Origin of the sequence: Sphingomonas hengshuiensis (assembly GCF_000935025.1) — a bacterium.
GTDB lineage: Bacteria > Pseudomonadota > Alphaproteobacteria > Sphingomonadales > Sphingomonadaceae > Sphingomonas > Sphingomonas hengshuiensis.
On sequence record NZ_CP010836.1, the window covers coordinates 1,685,005 to 1,702,426 of the forward strand.

A 17,422-nucleotide genomic window follows, 5' to 3' on the forward strand; every position below is an offset into this window, starting at 1 on the left:
GCGCCATGGAACGCGCGGACGTGGCGATCATCGGCGGTGGGCTGATCGGGTGCGCCACGGCGTGGCGCCTCGCGCAGGCGGGTGCGTCGGTGGCGCTGTTCGAGGCGGGCGAACTCAATGCCGGCGCGTCGGGGCAGAATGCCGGATCGCTCCATTTCCAGATCGAGCGTCGCTTTCTCGAAGGCAGCGAGTCGCTCACCGGCGAGGCGGCGTGCATCGTCGCGCTAAGCCGGCTCGCAGTCGAGGACTGGCGCGGGATCGAGGATGCGCTGGGCGTCGACCTCCATGTGTCGATGCGCGGCGGGCTGATGGTCGCCGAGACGGCGGGCGAAGTCGCGCTTCTGGAGCGCAAGGCGGCGGTCGAGGCGCAGCAGGGGCTGTCGGTCGAGACGCTGGACGGTGACGCCGCCCGGAGCATCGCGCCCTATCTCTCCCCCGCGATCCTCGCCGCCAATTTTTCGCGCGACGAGGGGCATTCCGATCCGCGCATCCTGACCCCTGCGCTCGCCGCCGCGGCGCAGGCCGCGGGCGCGACGGTGCGCAGCCGGACGCGGGTGGAGCGGATTACGCGCGAACAGGGCCGCTTCACGCTCCAGGGCGAAGGCTGGACGCTTGCCGCGGACCGCACGCTGGTCGCGGCGGGGGCGTGGAGCGCCGGGGTGTCGGCGCTCGCCAATTTGCACATGCCGCTCTATCCCGTCCCGCTGATGATGAACGCCACTGCGCGCACGGCGCCGATCGTCCCGCATCTGATCCAGCATGTCGGGCGACGGCTGTCGCTCAAGCAGACGCATTCGGGCAATCTGCTGATCGGCGGAGGCTGGCCGTCGCGACTGGCCCAGGCGCCGGGGGGTGGGTTCGATCTGTCGCGACCAGCCGAGCTGCTCCCCGCCTCGCTTGCGGGCAATCTGCGCGCCGCCGTCGATGTCGTGCCGCGCGTCGCCCGGCTCGACCTGATCCGCAGCTGGACCGGGGTGACTGCGGTGTCGGCGGACCAGTTGCCGATCGTCGGCGAAGTGCCGCGCATGCCGGGCATGTGGGTCGCCGCCGGGGGATCGGCCTTCACGCTCGGGCTCACCTTTGCGCGGCTGCTCGCGGAGTCGATGGCGGGCAAGGTCGCGCCGGAGCTGGCCGTGGTTTCGCCCGCGCGGTTCGAACATCTGAACGGGTTCATGGGATGAGCGCGATCCGCATCGACGACGACGTCCAGCGCGGCACGCCGATCCGCATCCTGGTGGATGGTGCGCCCATTGCGTGCTTCGAGGGCGAGACGATCGCGACGGCGATGCTGGCGGCAGACCGGCTCGCCTTCCGCCAGGACACGCGCGGCGCCGGTCGGGGCATGTTCTGCAACATGGGAAGCTGTTGCGAGTGCATGGTGACGCTGGTCGGCAGCGGTCGACGGGTGCGTGCCTGCCTCGCCGATGCGCGCGACGGGATGGAGGTGTCGACTCGTGGCTGAGGCGCTTTCCTTTGACGTCGCGATCGTCGGTGGTGGCCCCGCCGGTCAGGCGGCGGCGATCCAGTTGGCTGGGCATGGCCTGTCGATCGCCGTGGTCGACGAGCAAGCGCGCCCGGGCGGCCAGATCCTGCGCCAGCCCCCGCGCGCGTTCCGCGTCGCACATTGGCTGGCGGGACGCAGCTATCGCGCGCTGCACGCACAGTTTGCCGCTTTCGAGGCGTTGCCCGTGACCTGGCTGGGCGGGCATTCGGTCCTCGACGCGGCGCCGGGCCGGCTGTTGCTCCACGGACCCGACGGCGCCGTTTCCGTGACTGCGCGTCGCATCCTGATCGCAGCGGGGTGCCAGGATCTGGCGGTTCCCATCCCCGGATGGACGCTGCCGGGAGTCTATTCGGCGGGCGGCGTCCAGGCGATGGTCAAGAGCCAGCAGATCGTGCCGGGCGCGCGGGTGCTGCTCGCGGGAACGCACCCGCTGCAACTCGTGATCGCGGAACAGATCGTGCGCGGTGGCGGCACCGTTGCCGGCGTATTGTTCGCCCAGAGCCGCGCGGCGATGCTCGCCCCGATGCTGCGCGACCCGGCGGCGGCGTTTCGCCGCGCGACTGACCTCCTCGCGGGTCAGGCAGCGCTGGCGACGCTGCGGCGGGCGGGTGTGCCGGTGCGCTACGGCGTCGGGCTCACCGCGTTGCGGGGCAGCGATTGGGTGTCCGAAGCGATCACCACTGACGGCACTATCGCGTGTGACGCAGTCGGGCTCTGCTACGGCTTCGTGCCGCAATCGGGACTGCCGCGCATGCTGGGGGCCGAGGTCGTGCAGGCGGGGCCTGCCGGTGGCTGGCGCTGCGTCCATGACGAGTGGATGCGGACCAGCGTTGCCGGCGTTTTCGCCGCCGGGGAGACGACCGGAGTCGCGGGCGCGGCTGCGGCTGCTGCGGGGGGCGCGCTCGCCGGGATCGGGATCGCCCGCGACCTGGGCAGCCTCGCGCCCGACGCTGCCGAACGCGCTGCCGCCGCGCCACGCCGCGTGCTGGCACGCCACCGGCGGTTCGCCGCGCTGCTCGACGCGATCGCCGACCCGCGCGGGCATTTCCCTGCGCTCGAACCGGAAACTTTGGTCTGCCGCTGCGAGGACGTGCCGCACGCAGCGCTATGCGCCGAAGTCGCCACCGGCGCCTCCGCCAACGCCATCAAGCGCGCGACGCGCTGCGGCATGGGGCTGTGCCAGGGGCGCAATTGCGAGCCCAGCCTGTTGCGAATGATCGCGGCGCCCGATCCGGGCTTCACTGCGCGGTTCCCGGCGCGCCCGGTGACGATCGGCGACCTCGCCGGCGATTGATGTTTGCGCAAAAGGCAACGATCTTTGCGGGTTCGTTGCGTTGCAGGCGAGGGAACCGCACCGCACACTGCGTGCGCACCACAGGAGTTCCGAATGACCGCCGTGCCCGAAAAGCCCAAATTCCTCTCGGTCGACCATATCTCGTGGACGGTTCCCGACCTGGAAGCCGCGCTTGCCTTCTACCGCGACGTGATCGGCGCGGAGGAGCTGTTCCGGATGGGGCCGATCGACGCCGCCGATATCCCTGTCGACGAACAGGGCCGCGACTGGATGGAGACGCATGTCGGGGTGCCCGACGCACGGCTGACGCTGGTGATGCTCAAGCTCACCGACAATATGAACTTCCAGCTCGTCCAATATGACAAGCCCGCCGACCGCCGCCAGGAACTGCCGCGCAACTGCGATCGCGGCGGGCACCATCTCGGGCTCAAGGTCGACGATGTCGACAAGGCACTGGCCTATCTGACCGCGCATGGCTGCACGCCGCTGGAGATCATCCATATCGATGCGGGGCCGCTGGCGGGGAAGAAGAACGTCTATGTGCTCGACCCGTTCGGCCACCAGCTAGAGATTGTCGACTGATCCTGCGAACCGGAGACTGCCCGATGCCCAATGTGAAGATCAATCCTGCGAGCCTGTACGACGCCGTCGGCTATGGCTTTTCGCACGCCACTCTCCAGGACGGCGGCAAGACGCTGCACCTGGCGGGCCAGGTCGCGTGGGACAAGGACTGCAACGTCGTCGGTGGTGACGATCTGGCGGCGCAGACGCGGCAGGCGCTCGCCAATCTGAAGGCAGTGCTGGCGGAGGTCGGCGCGACCCCTGCGGACATTCTGCGCCTGCGAACCTATGTCGTGAACCACAGCCCCGACAAGCTCGGCACCGTGCTGGGCGAGATCGGCGCGTTCTACGAAGGTGCGACCCCTGCGCCGAACACCTTTCTGGGCGTGCCGACCCTGGCGCTTCCCGACTTCCTGGTGGAGATCGAAGCCGTCGCCGCGATCGGCTGATCGAAGGGAATTGCTGCCTTTCCGACGCCCGCATCGCCCGCCGATGCGGGCGCTCGCGCGTCCGGGCCGGTCACGCTTCGCTTTGTCGCGATGCCCGCGATAATTAGGTGCAAAAGCACATGCTTTCGGCTAATTGCCCCCTCCCCGCGCGCAACCTTGCGCAGCGGGCTTGATCCGCGCGACCAAAGACGGCCAAAGTGGCAGCGCGGTCAGGAAGGACGTCGACGGGAATGGCAGAGGATCCGATGGAAAAACGCAACAACTACGACCCCAGCGATCCCGCCTTCCGCCTGGAAAACTCGCCCTTTTACCTGATGGCGCATGCGGACTTCAAATATCACGAGGATATGGACAAGGTGCTGCACAAGCACGACGTGTCCAAACCCATTTATCGCGTGATGACGGTATTGCGCGAACGCCAGCCTGCAAGCATTGGCGCGATTGCCGAAGCCGCGCTGACCAAGCGATCGACTGTCAGCCGCATCATCGACCGGATGATCGAACAGGGGCTGGTCACGACCGAGCCCAATCCCGAGGACAACCGCGTCACCGAAGTCACGCTGACGCCCGCCGGCCAGCAGAAGCTGCGCAAGCTGACGCCGATCGTCGGACGCCAGTTCGTCCGCGCGATGGAGGGGGTGAGCGATCGCGACATCGCGCACCTGCTCCGCACGCTGCAAAAGATCAGCGCGAACCTCAGCAAGCTGCCGATCGAATAGTGGAGGCCCCGTCAGGGGCGCTCCACCACGACCTTCCCGTCGGCGACGACATAGCGCACCGCACGCAGCGCCGTCAGCGTCTCCAGCGGGTTGCCGCCGACGATCAGCAGATCGGCGATCTTGCCCGGCTCGATCGTGCCGAGCTTGTCACCCATCCGCAGGATCTGCGCCCCGACTCGCGTCGCCGATGCCAGCACCTCGGCATTGCTCAGCCCCGCCTGGTGGAGATAGTCGAGCTCGCGGAAATAGGCGTCGGGGTAGCGCACGTCGTTCTCGAACGGGATGTCGGTGCCCACGCCGATCGGCACCCCGGCACGATGCGCCTCGGTCACACGCTTCAGATGGTCCTGCTGGTCGATCACGAAGCGGCGCGAATGCGTGTAATAGAAGCCGCCGCTGGGAATGCCCGCGGTCGGGTAGCCGCCGGTCAGCAGATTGTCGAACGCACCGATCGTCGGCACGAATGCCGTCCCGTGCTTCTTCATCAGCGGGACGGCATTGTCGCTCATCAATAGCGGATGCTCGAGGGTATCGACCCCCGCCTCGATCGCCATGTCGGTATAGACGCCATAGCTGTCGATCGCGACCGGCACGCCGAGCGAATGCGCCTCGTCGATCGCGGCGGCGAGTTCCTCGCGGTCGGCGGGCGCACCCAGCTTGATCCAGTCGGTGAGGCTGCGCACCTGTTCGCGCACGGCCACGCGCCATTCCCACGGCCCGTCGACTCCGTGCGGCGCGCCGCCCAGCGCGGGCTTTTGCCGGCCCGTCGCCGTCGATGTGACTTCGTCGCCATGCCCGCCGGTGCTCGATATGATCCGCCCGCTCCACATCACGCGCGGCCCGCGGATGATGCCGCGATCGACGGCCTCCTTTATGCGCAGCGCCACGTCGTCGGTCGTGCCGACGTCGCGCACCGCAGTGATGCCGGCGGTGACGAGTTGATCCGCGAGCGCAGTGCCGCGGATCGCGGCGGCGGCGGGGCTGTCCGAATAGCGGCCCATGTCGGCGCCGCGCTGTTGGGTGAAATGGACATGGAGGTCGATCAGCCCAGGCAGGATGTACAGCCCGGTCGCGTCGATTCGCCTGGCGACATTGGCCGGAACCGGCGTCGTCGCGGCGGGACCGGCGGCGACGATCCGGTCGCCCTGGGTGACGATCACGGCATTGGCGATCGGCGCCCCGCCCTTGCCGTCCAGCAGCGTGCCTCCGGTCAGAACGAGGATCGGCTCGTGGCTGCGGTCGACCGGCGGGATCGGCACGCGGCGGACATCGTCGGTGGTCTCGGGGATCGCGCGCTGTGCCTGCGCGGCGACTGGCAGCCCTGCCGCAGCCGAGAACAGGACCGCGCCCAACGCCCCGATCGCTGGGACTGCGCGTGTCCGCTTCGTGCGCCGATCGCGAACTGCCCGCATGCCAACCTCCGTTATATTCATATACACATGATTTAGAGCGTGATTCGCTTGACGAGACAAGGGGCTTTTGCTTCGTTGCTGCAACGGCAGCGGGGGAGCGCGACGATGGAACCGGCCGGCCCAGACGCCCTGCTCGCAGATGCGTTGCGCGCGGCGATGGCGCATGCCCGGGCGGGCCGGGCGGAGGTGGCCGAGGCGATCCTGGCCGACATCCTCGTCTCGGCCCCCGATCAGCATGACGCACTCCAATTGCGCGGGATGATCGCCCGGCGGCGCAAGGACCACGAAGCCGCTATCGTCTGGTTCCGCCGGTCGCTACGCGCCAATCCGCTGCAACCGCATGTCCTCAACAATCTGGGCAACAGCCTGCTCGATCTGGCCCGCCCCGGCGAAGCGATCGCGGCCTATCGTCAGGCGCTAGCGCTCCAGCCCGGCCATCCTGATGCGGGCGTCAACCTGGGGCTAGCCCTCCTCGCCGAGGGCCAAACCGGGGCGGCGCGGCACGCGCTCGAGGACGTCATCCGACGCGCGCCGGACGATGCCCGGGGATGGGCAGGACTGGGGCAATGCCTAAGCGCGGCGGGCGGCTATGCGGCGGCGATCGATGCGTTTCACACGGCGTTGGCACGGCGTCCCGGCCATGTGCCGACGCTCCACAATCTCGCCGTCGCGTTGCGGCTTTCGGGAAATGCGGAGAGCGCGCTGCCGATCCTGCGCGATTGCGTCGCGGCGAATCCCGCGGCGCCCGAAATCCGGTATAATCTCGGCCATTGCTATCAGGATCTGGGCCGCATCGACGAGGCCGCGACGGCCTATCGCGCCGCGATCGCGTTGCGGCCTGCCGACCGTGCGGTCCATGATTCGCTCAACCGCATGCTGTGGCAGCACGGACGAACCGACGATTGGCTCGCAAGCTATGCCGAGGCGTTGCGGGCCTGCCCCGACGATCCCGGACTGCTCGCCGATCTGGCGCAGCGGCTGGTTCAGGCGAGCCGCGCGCAGGAGGCGCTGGCGCTGCTCGGTCCGGTGGTGGCACGCGGCAGTGGCGGCGCGGAACTGCGCCACCGGCTGGCACAGGCCTATTGGTCGGGCGGGCGCGCGCAGGAGGCGTTGGCGCAATGGGCCGCGGCACTGATGCTCGATCCGAGCTATGCACCCGCCGCGCGGGAGGCGGCGCGGGCGTGGATCATCGCCGGTCGACCCGCCGACGCGCTGAACCTCCTTCAACCCCTGCTCGCCGCCGATCCCGCCGACCAGCAGGCGCTGGCGCTTCAGGCGCTGGGCTGGCGCTTTACGCAGGATGCGCGCGCAGAGGCGCTGGACGACCCGCGCTTTGTCTCGGTTGCCATGCTGACACCGCCCACCGGGGAGGTGGCCGCCTTCAACGCCAGGCTCGACGCGGTGCTGACTCCGCTCCACACGGCCCGACAGCATCCGCTGGAACAGACGCTGCGCGGCGGCACGCAGACCAGCGACGACCTGTTCGCGCGCGACCTTCCAGAGATCGCAGGCGTCCGGTCGATGATCGCCGACGGGGTACAGCGCTATATCGACGCGCTTCCCGACGATCCCGACCACCCGTTCCTGCGGCGCAAGGCGGGGGGCTTCGCCTTTTCGGGGTCCTGGTCGGTGCGGCTGCGGCGATCGGGATTTCATGAGAACCATATCCATCCCGAGGGGTGGATCAGTGCCTGCTATTATGTCGCGCTGCCCGATGCCGTAAACAGCGGCGAACAGGGCTGGCTGACGCTGGGCGAGACCGGATTGCGGCTGGGCATGCGCGAGCGCGTCCTGCGCCGCGTGCGACCCGAGGTCGGCATGCTCGTCCTCTTCCCCTCTTATTTCTATCACGGAACGCTGCCGTTTGAAGACGCGGGCCACCGCACCACGATCGCCTTCGACGTGGTTCCAGGGCTGTGAGCGGCGGGCTGCGGGCATGCAAAATCGCGTTCGAAAAATCACCGATCGAGAAACTTGCATATGCACGTTTTGCGAGTCATAGTTTGCGCATCAGGGAGGAACATCGATGACCAGCCAGACGCTTGAGTTGTTCGCCGCGGGGATTGCATCCGGCACGATCAGAACCATCGACCTTACCCAGACGCTGTCGCCCGACACCCCGACATTGGTGCTCCCCCCCGAATTCGGCCAGTGCGCCGCGTTCAGCCAGGAAGAGATTTCGCGCTACGACGATCGCGGCGTCGCCTGGTATTGGAACAACTTCACGGTCAGCGAGCATACCGGCACGCATTTCGATGCGCCGGTACATTGGATCACCGGCAGAGACCTGCCCAACAACGCCGTCGACACCGTCCCCCCCGCCGATTTCATCGCCGCCGCGGTCGTGATCGACATCTCGGCCAAGGCGGCCGCCGATCCCGATTATTTGCTGACCGTCGCCGATATCGAGGCGTGGGAGGCCGAGCATGGCCGCATTCCCCCGCGCAACTGGATATTGCTCCGCACCGATTGGTCGAAACGCTCGGTCGACGACTATACCAATCGTCGCGACGACGGCGCCCACACCCCGGGACCTTCGGCGGAGGCAGTGCGCTTTCTGGTCGACGATCGCGAGGCGCATGGGCTGGGCGTCGAGACGATCGGCACCGATGCGGGGCAGGCGCATCTGCTGGACCCAGCCTATCCGGCGCACACGCTGTTCCACGCCGCGGGCCGCTATGGGCTCCAGTGTCTGGAAAATCTGGACCTGCTGCCCCCCACCGGTAGCCTGGTCGTCGCAACGCCGCTGAAGATCAAGGGCGGATCGGGCAGCCCGCTGCGCGTGCTCGCGCTGGTCGCGGACTGATCGCATGGCGGAACGGTCGTTCAAGGCGGAAGTCGAACAGCTCAAGCTCGGCGAGGGCGAGGTCTTCCACGGTGAAGGCATATTGGCAGTCACCAAGGCGCTGTTGCAGGCCGGGGTCGCCTATGTCGGCGGCTATCAGGGATCGCCGATCAGCCATCTGATGGACGTGTTCGCCGACGCGAACGACCTGATGCGCGACCTGGGCGTGCATTTCGAATCCTCGGCGAGCGAGGCGACGGCGGCGGCGATGCTGGCGGCGTCGGTCAATTATCCGCTGCGTGGGGCGGTCGCGTGGAAATCGGTGGTCGGCACCAACGTCGCCTCCGACGCGCTGTCGAACATCGCTTCGGGCGGTGTCACCGGCGGCGCGCTGATCATCCTGGGCGAGGATTACGGCGAAGGTTCCTCGATCATGCAGGAGCGCACCCACGCCTTTGCGATGAAGTCGCAGATGTGGCTGCTCGATCCGCGGCCCAGCCTGCCGGTGATCGTCGACATGGTCGAAAAGGGCTTCGCGCTGTCCGAGGCTTCGAACACCCCGGTAATGCTCGAGTTGCGCGTCCGCGCCTGTCACGTCACAGGAAGCTTCGTCGCGCGCGACAACCAGCGCCCGCCGCTCACCGTCGCCGAAGCCGCCGAAAGCCCGGTGCGCGACGTCGACCGTATCGTGCTGCCCCCCGCCAATTTCCTCCACGAAGTCGAGAAGATCGAGAAGCGCTGGCCCGCCGGGCTCGCCTATGTGCGCGACCACAAGCTCAACGAGCATTTCGGCACCGCGCAGGACGAGATCGGCATCATCGTCCAGGGTGGGCTGTTCAACTCGCTCAACCGCGCGCTCGAACTGCTCGGGCTGTCCGACGCCTATGGCAATGCGGCGCTGCCCATCTATGTCCTCAACGTCACCTATCCGCTGCTGCCCGACGAGGTGCAGGCATTCTGCGCGGGCAAGCGCGCGGTGCTGGTGGTCGAGGAAGGCCAGCCCGAGTTCATCGAGCATGAACTCAACACGCTGGTCCGCCGCGCCGACCTCAACACCCGGATCGTCGGCAAGGACGTTTTGCCGCGCGCGGGCGAATATAGCGGCGCGGTGATCCGCGATGGCGTGGCGAAGTTCCTGCGCGCGCATGCCCCGGAACGCGCGCCGGCGGAGGAAGCCGCACCCGCCCTCCCCGCGCTTCCCCCCAGCGCAGTGCCGCAGCGCCCCGCGGGTTTCTGCACCGGCTGTCCCGAGCGCCCGATCTTCTCGGCGATGAAGCTCGTGCAGAAGGAGCTGGGCGCGTTCCACGTCTCCGCCGATATCGGCTGCCATTTGTTTTCGATCCTGCCGCCCTTCCATATCGGCAACACCACGATGGGCTATGGCCTCGGCACCGCCGGCGCCTCCGCGTTCAAGCCGCGCGACAAGCGCGCGATCGCGATCATGGGAGACGGCGGTTTCTGGCATAACGGGCTAACCTCGGGGATTGGCAACGCGGTCTTCAACCAGGACGACAATCTGACGATCATCGTCGACAACGGCTATTCGGCAGCAACGGGCGGCCAGGACGTCCTGTCCTCCAAGGCGCACAACGCCAATCGCCGCACCAACAACCCGATCGAGCGCGCCGTGCGCGGCGTCGGCATCGGCTGGGCGCGGACGCTCACCCACACCTATGACGTCGCCGGGATGCGCGATGCGATCCGCGAGGCACTGACCGCGCCTGAAAAGGGGCCGAAGGTGATCGTCGCCCAGTCCGAATGCCAGCTCAACCGCCAGCGCCGCGTCAAGCCGCTGATGGCGAAGGCGCTCAAATCGGGCAAGCGCGTGGTGCGCGAGCGTTTCGGTGTCGATCCGGACACCTGCACCGGCGATCATAGCTGCATCCGGCTGTCGGGCTGCCCGTCGCTGACGATCAAGCCCAATCCCGATCCGCTGCGCGAAGACCCGATCGCGCATGTCGAGAATAGCTGTGTCGGATGCGGCGTGTGCGGCGAAGTCAGCCATGCGGCGGTGCTCTGCCCGTCCTTTTACAAGGCGACGATCATCGCCAATCCCGATCGCGGCGATCGGCTGAAGCAGCGCATTCGTGGCTGGGCGATCGGCGCGTGGCAGAAGCGCGCCGCCCGATCCATCGCAGCGAGGGCATTTTGATGACGCGCGACCGTATCACCATTGCAGTGCTCGGGCTGGGCGGACAGGGCGGCGGGGTGCTGGCCGACTGGATCGTGCAGCTCGGGGCGGCGAACGGCTTCGTCACCCAGGGCACTTCGGTTCCGGGCGTGGCGCAGCGGACGGGCGCCACGATCTATTATGTCGAGATGATCCCCGATCGCGGCGCGGCGACGCCGGTGCTGGCGCTGACCCCGGTTCCGGGCGACGTCGACGTGGTCGTCGCGTCCGAACTGATGGAGGCCGGGCGCGCGATCCTGCGCGGCTTCGTCACGCGCGACCGCACCGTTCTGATCGGCTCGACTCACCGCGTCTTCGCGATTTCCGAGAAGTCGGCGATGGGCGATGGCCGCGCGAGCGGCGAGCGGATCGTGACTGCGGCGAACGAGCGGTCGCGCCGCTTCATCGGGTTCGACATGGAGGCCGCATCCGAACGTGCGGGCAGCGTCATCAGCTCGGTGATGTTCGGCGCGCTTGCCGGGGCAGGCGCCCTGCCCTTTGCGCGCGAGATGTTCGAGCAGGCGATCCGGGCCGGGGGCAAGGCCGTCGAGGCGAATCTGCGCGGCTTCGCGACGGGTTTCGATGCGGCGCGCGACGGGCTGATCGATGCTGCGCCGGTCGCCCCCCCACTCCCCGAACCCAGCACGGACACGGGACGCGCCTTCCTCGCGCGCATTCGCGCCAGTCTGCCGGCCGAAGCGCACGCATTCGCGATCGAGGGCGTCCGGCGGCTGATGGACTATCAGGACGCCCGCTATGCCGCATTGTACCTCGACCGGCTCGAACGTCTGGGCGAGGACGGTCCGCTGCTCCGCGAGGCGGCGCGGCACCTGGCGCTATGGATGTCGTATGAAGACACGATCCGAGTCGCCGACCTCAAGGTCCGCGACAGCCGCTTCGCCCGCGTCCGCGGCGAAGTGAAGGCGAAGGACGACCAGATCGTCCAGCTCACCGAATATATGCACCCCCGCCTGGAGGAAGTGTGCGAGACGCTTCCCGCCGGGCTGGGTCGCTACATCCTGGGCAATGCCGGGCTGTCGCGCAGGCTGGAGCCGTTGTTTCGCAAGGGCCGCCATGTCGAGACGACGCGGCTGCGCTGGTTTCTGTTGCTGTCGGTGCTTGCCGGAATGCGGCGCTGGCGGCGCGGGACGCTGCGCTATGTGCAGGAACAGGCGCGGATCGAGGATTGGCTGGCGCTGGTCCACGCCGCCGAACCCGACACTGCAATCGAGCTGGTCCGGTGCCAGCGGCTGATCAAGGGCTATGGCGACACCTTCGCCCGCGGCCTCGCCAACTATAACCGGATCATCGAACGATATCGCGCGGATGGCCTCCCACCCTCCGCCATCCGCGCGATACGCGAAGCGGCACTGGCCGACGAACAGGGCGACGCGCTAGAGACTGCGCTCGCGGGCTGACGGCGGGACGGGCTATTTGCGCACGGCGATCCAGGCGTTGACCGTCGCATGCCCGATCCATTGCAACCCCCGCCCAACCGCGCCACAAGCCCGGGCACAAGGTTCGTCGATGTAAGAGTGGAAGGTTTGGGGATGGATGCGTTTCGATCGGGCAATCCCGGAACGCGTGACTTCCGAGTTGAACGCTATCCCTTCTACCTGCTCAATCGCCTGGTCAGCCGGTATAACAGCGTCATCGACGGCCAATTGCGCGCGATCGGGCTGGATATCCCCTATTGGCGCGTGCTGATGATCCTGGGCGAGCGCTCGCCGCGCGGCACGCGTGAAATTGCCGAGGCTGCGGTGATCAACCTGTCGACGATGACGCGGATCATCCAGCGCATGGCCGCCGCCGAACTCGTATCCGCCACGTCCAGCGCGGAGGACGCGCGCGTCACGTTGGTCACGTTGACCGCCGCCGGCAAGGCCAAGCTGCGCCAGGCGCGCAAGGTGGCGGCGCCGGTGTACGAGCATCTGATCGAGGGGCTGGAGCCCGATGACTTCGAGCGGTTGATCGCGCTGCTCAACCGGCTGCACGACAATCTGGAGCCGCTGGCACCATAGGCGCCAGCGGAATCAGTGCGACAGATAGGCCATCGACATCAGCAGCTTGGGCAGCATCGCCGCCGCCGCGTGCATCCGGATCGGCGACGGCGTGCGCGGCGTGATCGACAGCGCGTCACGCCGCCCGGTGGCGAGCATCGCCGCGACTTCGATCCCGATCGCAGTGTTGGTAGAGAGCCCCCGCCCGTTGCACGCCTGGATCGCCAGCGCGCCCTCGGGCAACTCATATAGTTCGGGCAGCAGCGTGGGGTTCACCCAGGCGACTCCCTCCCAGATATGGTCGATCTGCGGATCGGCCATTCCCGCGAAATGCTGGCGAAGGCGGCGCCGTGCCTCGCGCAGATGCCCCTTGGGCCCGCGGACGAGGAACGACAGCGGATAGCCCGAGATCAGCCGCCCCGCCCCGTCATAGCGCGCGGTGAAGAGATACGGCACCTTGTCGGTGAACGCCCCGCCGTCGGGAAGGATGTGCGCGCGCGCTTCGGCAGCTAGCGGCGCAGTGCTGAACTGGACGACGTGGAGCGGCAGCGCGGTAGCGCGCAGCGCCGGGTGCAGCGCGGCGTTGCCGCCATTGGCCGCAAGCACCAGTCGGCGGGCGGAGACGGCGCCGCCGGCGGTGCGCGCGACCCATCGCTGGCCCTCGCGATCGAGCGAAAGGACGGGGCTGTCGGTAAAGATTCGCGCGCCCTGCCCCGCCGCCGCGCGGGCGAGACCGCGCGCATAGGCGAGCGGATTGATGCTGCCGCCCTGGGCAAAGCGCAGCGCGCCGCAATAGCGCTCGACGCCGAACGCGCGCCGGGCCTGCGCCGCCTCGACGAACTCGACCGGATAGCCGCGCGAATGCCATTGCATCGCATAGCGGCGCTGGTTGGTCGCCAATGCTTCGGTATGCGCGGGGGTGTAGAACCCGTCCTGCCGCGCGTCGCACGCGATCGCGTGGCGCGCGATCAGGTCGAACACCGTCGCTGCGGACGTGCCGATCATCCGGGTCAGCCGCTCGGCGGCCTGGCGGCCCAGTACCGGCCCGATCGTCTCGGGCGTGTGGCGGATATAATCGGGGGCGATCAGCCCGCCGCTCCAGCCGGTGGCCGCGGCGCCGGGCTGTTGCGCCTCGAGCACGACCGCATCGATTCCGGCCTCGGCCAGATGGAGCGCAGTGCTCAGCCCGGCGACGCCGCCGCCGATCACCAGTACGTCGGTCTCGATCTCGGCGGACAGCGCAGGAAGATGCGGTCCCGCCGGCGCGGTCGCGAGCCACAGGGTCGAGGTCGAGGGAGCCTCGCCGCGGGGCCGCGCAATAGGTTGATGCTGCATCATCCGTTTGCCGCGCGGCGGTGGCAAGGGATCGACGCGCGGCGCGCTGGCGCCTTCGCGACGTCCGCAACTCGGGGCACTGTCATACTCAGAACTTTCCACTTCGCCCGCTGCGGGGCGGCTTTTCGTAATCGGGCTAAGCAGTTGCCGGCGCCGGACGCGCGGCCAACTCGCTCCGCCGCGCGGCGGCGACGAACAGCAGCACGACGCACAACGCCACGGGCGTGTTCATGATCATCGGCAGCGACATCTCGTTATTGTGGACGATGGTCACTGCGATGAAGATCGCCGTGCCCTCCTGCCGCATCAGATGCTCGATCCCGATCGCGACATTCTCGCGCCGCGAGAACCCGGCGAAGCGCACGATCGTCATCACCACGCCGACCATCACGACGTTCAGCGTCACGGTGATCCAGAACAGCGCCCCCAGATTCTGGCGCAGCACCGGCACCTGGTCGAACAGGATGAAGCCGAACGACGTGAACAGCACGATCGTCGCGCCGTTCTTGAGGTAGCGCTTGAACCAGATCGCGAAGTCGGGGCGCAGCGCGCGGATGATGAACCCGGTCGCGGCGGGGAGCACCGTGATCGAGAAGATATTCCAGAAAAACGATGCCAGCGGCACGTCGACGTCCGCGCGCAGCCCCATGAAATGGAGCAGCGCGAAATGGGCGTAAAAGGGCACGACGAAGATGTAGAGCATGCTGAGCAGCAGCGTCATCGACATCGACAGCGCCAGATCGCCCTTCGCCATGTCGGTGAAGAGGTTGGACAACATCCCACCCGGCGTCGTCGCCAGCAGCACGAAGCCGACCGCCAGCGCAGGCGTCGGCGCGACGGTCAGCGCCAGCGTCAGCCCGATCAGCGGCGGCACGATCAGCATCGAGCACACGCCGAAGATCAACGCCCGCTTGTTGCGGAAAACCTGGCGGAAATCGTCGGCGGTCAGCGATAGCCCCATTGAGGCCATCACTGCGATCAGCGATCCCGGCAACAGCCAGTTTCCCATCAACGCCATCAGCTCGGCATAACCCATCGCGGCAAGCTCCTCAGGCGGTTTCGAGGGAAAGGGTACAGGCGCCGCTGCGGCGGATGCTGCGGCAATCGGCCTGGGCCTTGGCCAGATCCTCGGGCAGGATGCGGGCACAGACATTCGCCTGGATCCAGCCGAACGGCATCAGCAGCCGACCGCCGGAGCCGTAGAAAATGCCGATGTCATAGAACGCGCCGGGCGGCAGCCCCTTGGTGCTGCCCGCGCCGAGATAGGCGAGCACGATGTCCCCCGCATCGGGATAGGACGTCGCATTCTCGAACGGAATTGCGGGCGCGGCCATGCCCGTGGGCAGCGTGCTGGCGGGCATCGGCACCGAAATCTCCGGCCCGGTCCAGATCGCGTGCATCGCCTCGAACCCCGCGCCTCGCGAGGCCAGGTCCCACAGGAACGCGCAGCTTTCGGGCGCGGCCTCGTCCAGAAGCTGGCAGCGCGCGGAAAGTCCCGACCGGGGCTCGACAAATCGAATGATACGCATGTGGTGCTTCCCGCTACTTTCCGTCGACCATCGAAAGATATTCCTGCTTCTGCAGCGCGATCGGGACGTTGCCGTTCAGCCAGAGATAATCGTGGAATCGGCGGAGATCGAAATCCTTGCCTTCGCGAACCCGCGCCTCGGCGAGGAACTCCAGCGTCTGGACCTTGCCGATCTGGTAGCTGATCGCCTGCCCCGGCGCCGCCGCGAAGAAGGTCGCTTCCTCCTCGGCGGTGGCGCGGTCCATCGGTACCATCGCTTCCAGATAGTCGGCGGCCTGCGCGATCGTGAACTCACCCAGCGCCAGCCGTACATCGACTTCGACGCGCAGCGCACGCAGCCGCCCGAAATTATAGAGCATCTCGCGCGTCTTCGGCGCATCCGCCCACAGCCCGGACTGGAGCATCATCTCCTCGGCGTAGAAGCCGGTGCCTTCGTTTGCGCCGCTGTCATAGTAATGGCGGCGCAGCTTGTCGGGGTTCGCCCAGCTCAGGCTGAGTTGGAAGAAATGCCCCGGCACGCCCTCATGGACGATGATCGGGCGCGGATCGCGCGTGATCGACAAGTTGAAATAGCCGAGCTTCGGCGACGGGTCGGGCAGATAGACCGTCGCATTCTGGCCGAGCCGGGCTTCGCTGGTGAGGTCGAAGGTGCGCCCGAGCCAGCCGATCGGCGCCAGATAGGCGGGGAATGGGCGCGCATTGTAATGCCCCACCCAATCCGGAACCGTCAGCAGGCGCTGATCCGTCAGATAGTGGCGGACCTTGCGCTCCTCTGCGTCCAACCGCGAGACCACCGCGCCGACCGATGCACCGATCGGCAATTCGGGCAGCGCCCGGTTGCGATTGCGCTCCAGCTCCTCGAACAGCACCGCCCGCGACCATTCCGCGCGACCCAGGACCGTCAGTTGCTCGGGCGAATAGGGATAGAGCGCGACCTGATCGAGGAAGTAGCGATAGCTGTCGCGCCCCACTGCGGTCGCTTCGGGAAGCCCCTTGCGGCGTGCGGTCAGGAAGCGCGCGTAGCCGTCGAACGCAGTGATCGCCTGCGCGACTGCCGCCTGCATGCGGCGCTGCTGGCGGGCGTCGACAAAGGGGGCGAGCCCCGCCGCCATCCCGCGCAGGCTGGCGGGGACATCGGCGACCTGGTGCAGCGCCACGTCGACGAACGGGCCGCGCATGTCGGTGAGGTTGGCCTGCCCCGCCGCCAGCGTCGCGGGGACGCGTTCGAGCAGCCGCAGGACCGCGTCGATCCGCGCGCGCTCGACCGGCGGCGGCGGCAGCAGCAGTTCGAAGATCGGGTTGAGCGCCTGCGCGACGTAGAAATGGGGCTGGCGCTTCCACGCGGCGACATGGTCGAGCTCCCAGCGCACGCGCGAAAGCGCCGATCCGACCAACCGGTAATCGACCGTTTCGGGCACCGTGCGCGGCGCGTCGGCCAGAGCCTTCCACCGCTGCTCGAACGCCGCCAGCTTCGCCTTTTGCGCCTGCACCGCGATGGGGGACCAGTCGGGCACCCACGCGGCTGGCCGGGCGATGCGCGGAATGTCGTCGCTGGTCGCCGGCTGGGTGCTTGCGCGCCATGCCCAGAAGTCGGCGCCGAGCGCCTGCACCGCGGGCTGCGCACGCACCGGCGCCGCGCCGAGCACCGCCGCGCAGGCCAGCATC

Annotated in this window: 16 protein-coding genes; 11 read left to right on the top strand and 5 right to left on the bottom strand. The window is 68.0% G+C overall.

Annotation, left to right across the window (positions count from 1 at the left end):
- The first annotated feature begins 5 nt into the window (after nt 1–5).
- The 6 genes from TS85_RS07455 to TS85_RS07480 all read left to right on the top strand — a co-directional run bounded on the left by TS85_RS07455 (nt 6) and on the right by TS85_RS07480 (nt 4,527).
- A complete protein-coding gene (locus tag TS85_RS07455) occupies nt 6–1,181 on the top strand; it encodes an NAD(P)/FAD-dependent oxidoreductase (RefSeq protein ID WP_044331412.1) in 1,176 nt (391 codons plus the stop codon).
- Nucleotides 1,178–1,462: a (2Fe-2S)-binding protein gene (locus TS85_RS07460; RefSeq protein WP_044331413.1), complete on the top strand. Its 285-nt coding sequence runs from the start codon at nt 1,178–1,180 to the stop codon at nt 1,460–1,462. The genes TS85_RS07455 and TS85_RS07460 overlap by 4 nt, the downstream gene beginning before the upstream one ends.
- On the top strand, nt 1,455–2,798 hold the full coding sequence (locus TS85_RS07465) for an FAD/NAD(P)-dependent oxidoreductase (protein WP_052507797.1): 1,344 nt from the start codon (nt 1,455–1,457) through the stop codon (nt 2,796–2,798). Before TS85_RS07460 ends, TS85_RS07465 begins: the two co-directional genes overlap by 8 nt.
- A 93-nt stretch (nt 2,799–2,891) precedes the next feature.
- Complete coding sequence (locus TS85_RS07470) at nt 2,892–3,380, top strand: VOC family protein (protein WP_044331414.1); 489 nt, start codon at nt 2,892–2,894, stop codon at nt 3,378–3,380.
- Nucleotides 3,381–3,403: 23 nt separating this feature from the next.
- Nucleotides 3,404–3,808: a RidA family protein gene (locus TS85_RS07475; protein WP_044331415.1), complete on the top strand. Its 405-nt coding sequence runs from the start codon at nt 3,404–3,406 to the stop codon at nt 3,806–3,808.
- 230 nt (nt 3,809–4,038) lie between these two features.
- Nucleotides 4,039–4,527 carry a MarR family winged helix-turn-helix transcriptional regulator gene (locus tag TS85_RS07480; RefSeq protein ID WP_044331416.1) on the top strand — a complete coding sequence of 163 codons (489 nt, stop codon included), beginning with the start codon at nt 4,039–4,041 and terminating at the stop codon, nt 4,525–4,527.
- An 11-nt stretch (nt 4,528–4,538) separates the two neighbouring features.
- On the opposite strand, the gene TS85_RS07485 is transcribed toward TS85_RS07480, so the two are convergent.
- Entirely contained in the window at nt 4,539–5,939 is a 1,401-nt protein-coding gene (locus tag TS85_RS07485) for an amidohydrolase family protein (RefSeq protein WP_162184704.1), read from the bottom strand.
- A 105-nt stretch (nt 5,940–6,044) separates the two neighbouring features.
- Here TS85_RS07485 and TS85_RS25305 point away from each other — a divergent pair, with 105 nt between their 5' ends.
- The 5 genes from TS85_RS25305 to TS85_RS07510 all read left to right on the top strand — a co-directional run bounded on the left by TS85_RS25305 (nt 6,045) and on the right by TS85_RS07510 (nt 12,915).
- The gene (locus tag TS85_RS25305) at nt 6,045–7,859 is read left to right on the top strand and encodes a tetratricopeptide repeat protein (protein WP_052507799.1); all 1,815 of its coding nucleotides are present in this window, start codon (nt 6,045–6,047) and stop codon (nt 7,857–7,859) included.
- 106 nt (nt 7,860–7,965) lie between these two features.
- Complete coding sequence (locus TS85_RS07495; RefSeq protein ID WP_044331418.1) at nt 7,966–8,745, top strand: cyclase family protein; 780 nt, start codon at nt 7,966–7,968, stop codon at nt 8,743–8,745.
- A gap of 4 nt (nt 8,746–8,749) precedes the next feature.
- Entirely contained in the window at nt 8,750–10,876 is a 2,127-nt protein-coding gene (locus tag TS85_RS07500) for an indolepyruvate ferredoxin oxidoreductase subunit alpha (RefSeq protein ID WP_044331420.1), read from the top strand.
- On the top strand, nt 10,876–12,312 hold the full coding sequence (locus TS85_RS07505; protein ID WP_044336034.1) for an indolepyruvate oxidoreductase subunit beta family protein: 1,437 nt from the start codon (nt 10,876–10,878) through the stop codon (nt 12,310–12,312). Before TS85_RS07500 ends, TS85_RS07505 begins: the two co-directional genes overlap by 1 nt.
- 132 nt (nt 12,313–12,444) lie before the next feature.
- The gene (locus TS85_RS07510; RefSeq protein WP_044331421.1) at nt 12,445–12,915 is read left to right on the top strand and encodes a MarR family winged helix-turn-helix transcriptional regulator; all 471 of its coding nucleotides are present in this window, start codon (nt 12,445–12,447) and stop codon (nt 12,913–12,915) included.
- Between the two features lie 12 nt (nt 12,916–12,927).
- Here TS85_RS07510 and TS85_RS07515 read toward each other — a convergent pair whose 3' ends face one another.
- The 4 genes from TS85_RS07515 to TS85_RS07530 form a co-directional block, all read right to left on the bottom strand.
- A complete protein-coding gene (locus tag TS85_RS07515) occupies nt 12,928–14,232 on the bottom strand; it encodes an NAD(P)/FAD-dependent oxidoreductase (RefSeq protein ID WP_052507800.1) in 1,305 nt (434 codons plus the stop codon).
- A 133-nt stretch (nt 14,233–14,365) separates the two neighbouring features.
- Nucleotides 14,366–15,265, bottom strand: coding sequence for a bile acid:sodium symporter family protein (locus TS85_RS07520; protein ID WP_044331422.1), 900 nt, complete (start codon nt 15,263–15,265; stop codon nt 14,366–14,368).
- Between the two features lie 13 nt (nt 15,266–15,278).
- The gene (locus tag TS85_RS07525) at nt 15,279–15,758 is read right to left on the bottom strand and encodes a DUF3830 family protein (RefSeq protein WP_044331423.1); all 480 of its coding nucleotides are present in this window, start codon (nt 15,756–15,758) and stop codon (nt 15,279–15,281) included.
- A 13-nt stretch (nt 15,759–15,771) separates the two neighbouring features.
- On the bottom strand, nt 15,772–17,421 hold the full coding sequence (locus TS85_RS07530; RefSeq protein WP_044336037.1) for a DUF885 family protein: 1,650 nt from the start codon (nt 17,419–17,421) through the stop codon (nt 15,772–15,774).
- Between the last annotated feature and the right edge of the window lies 1 nt (nt 17,422).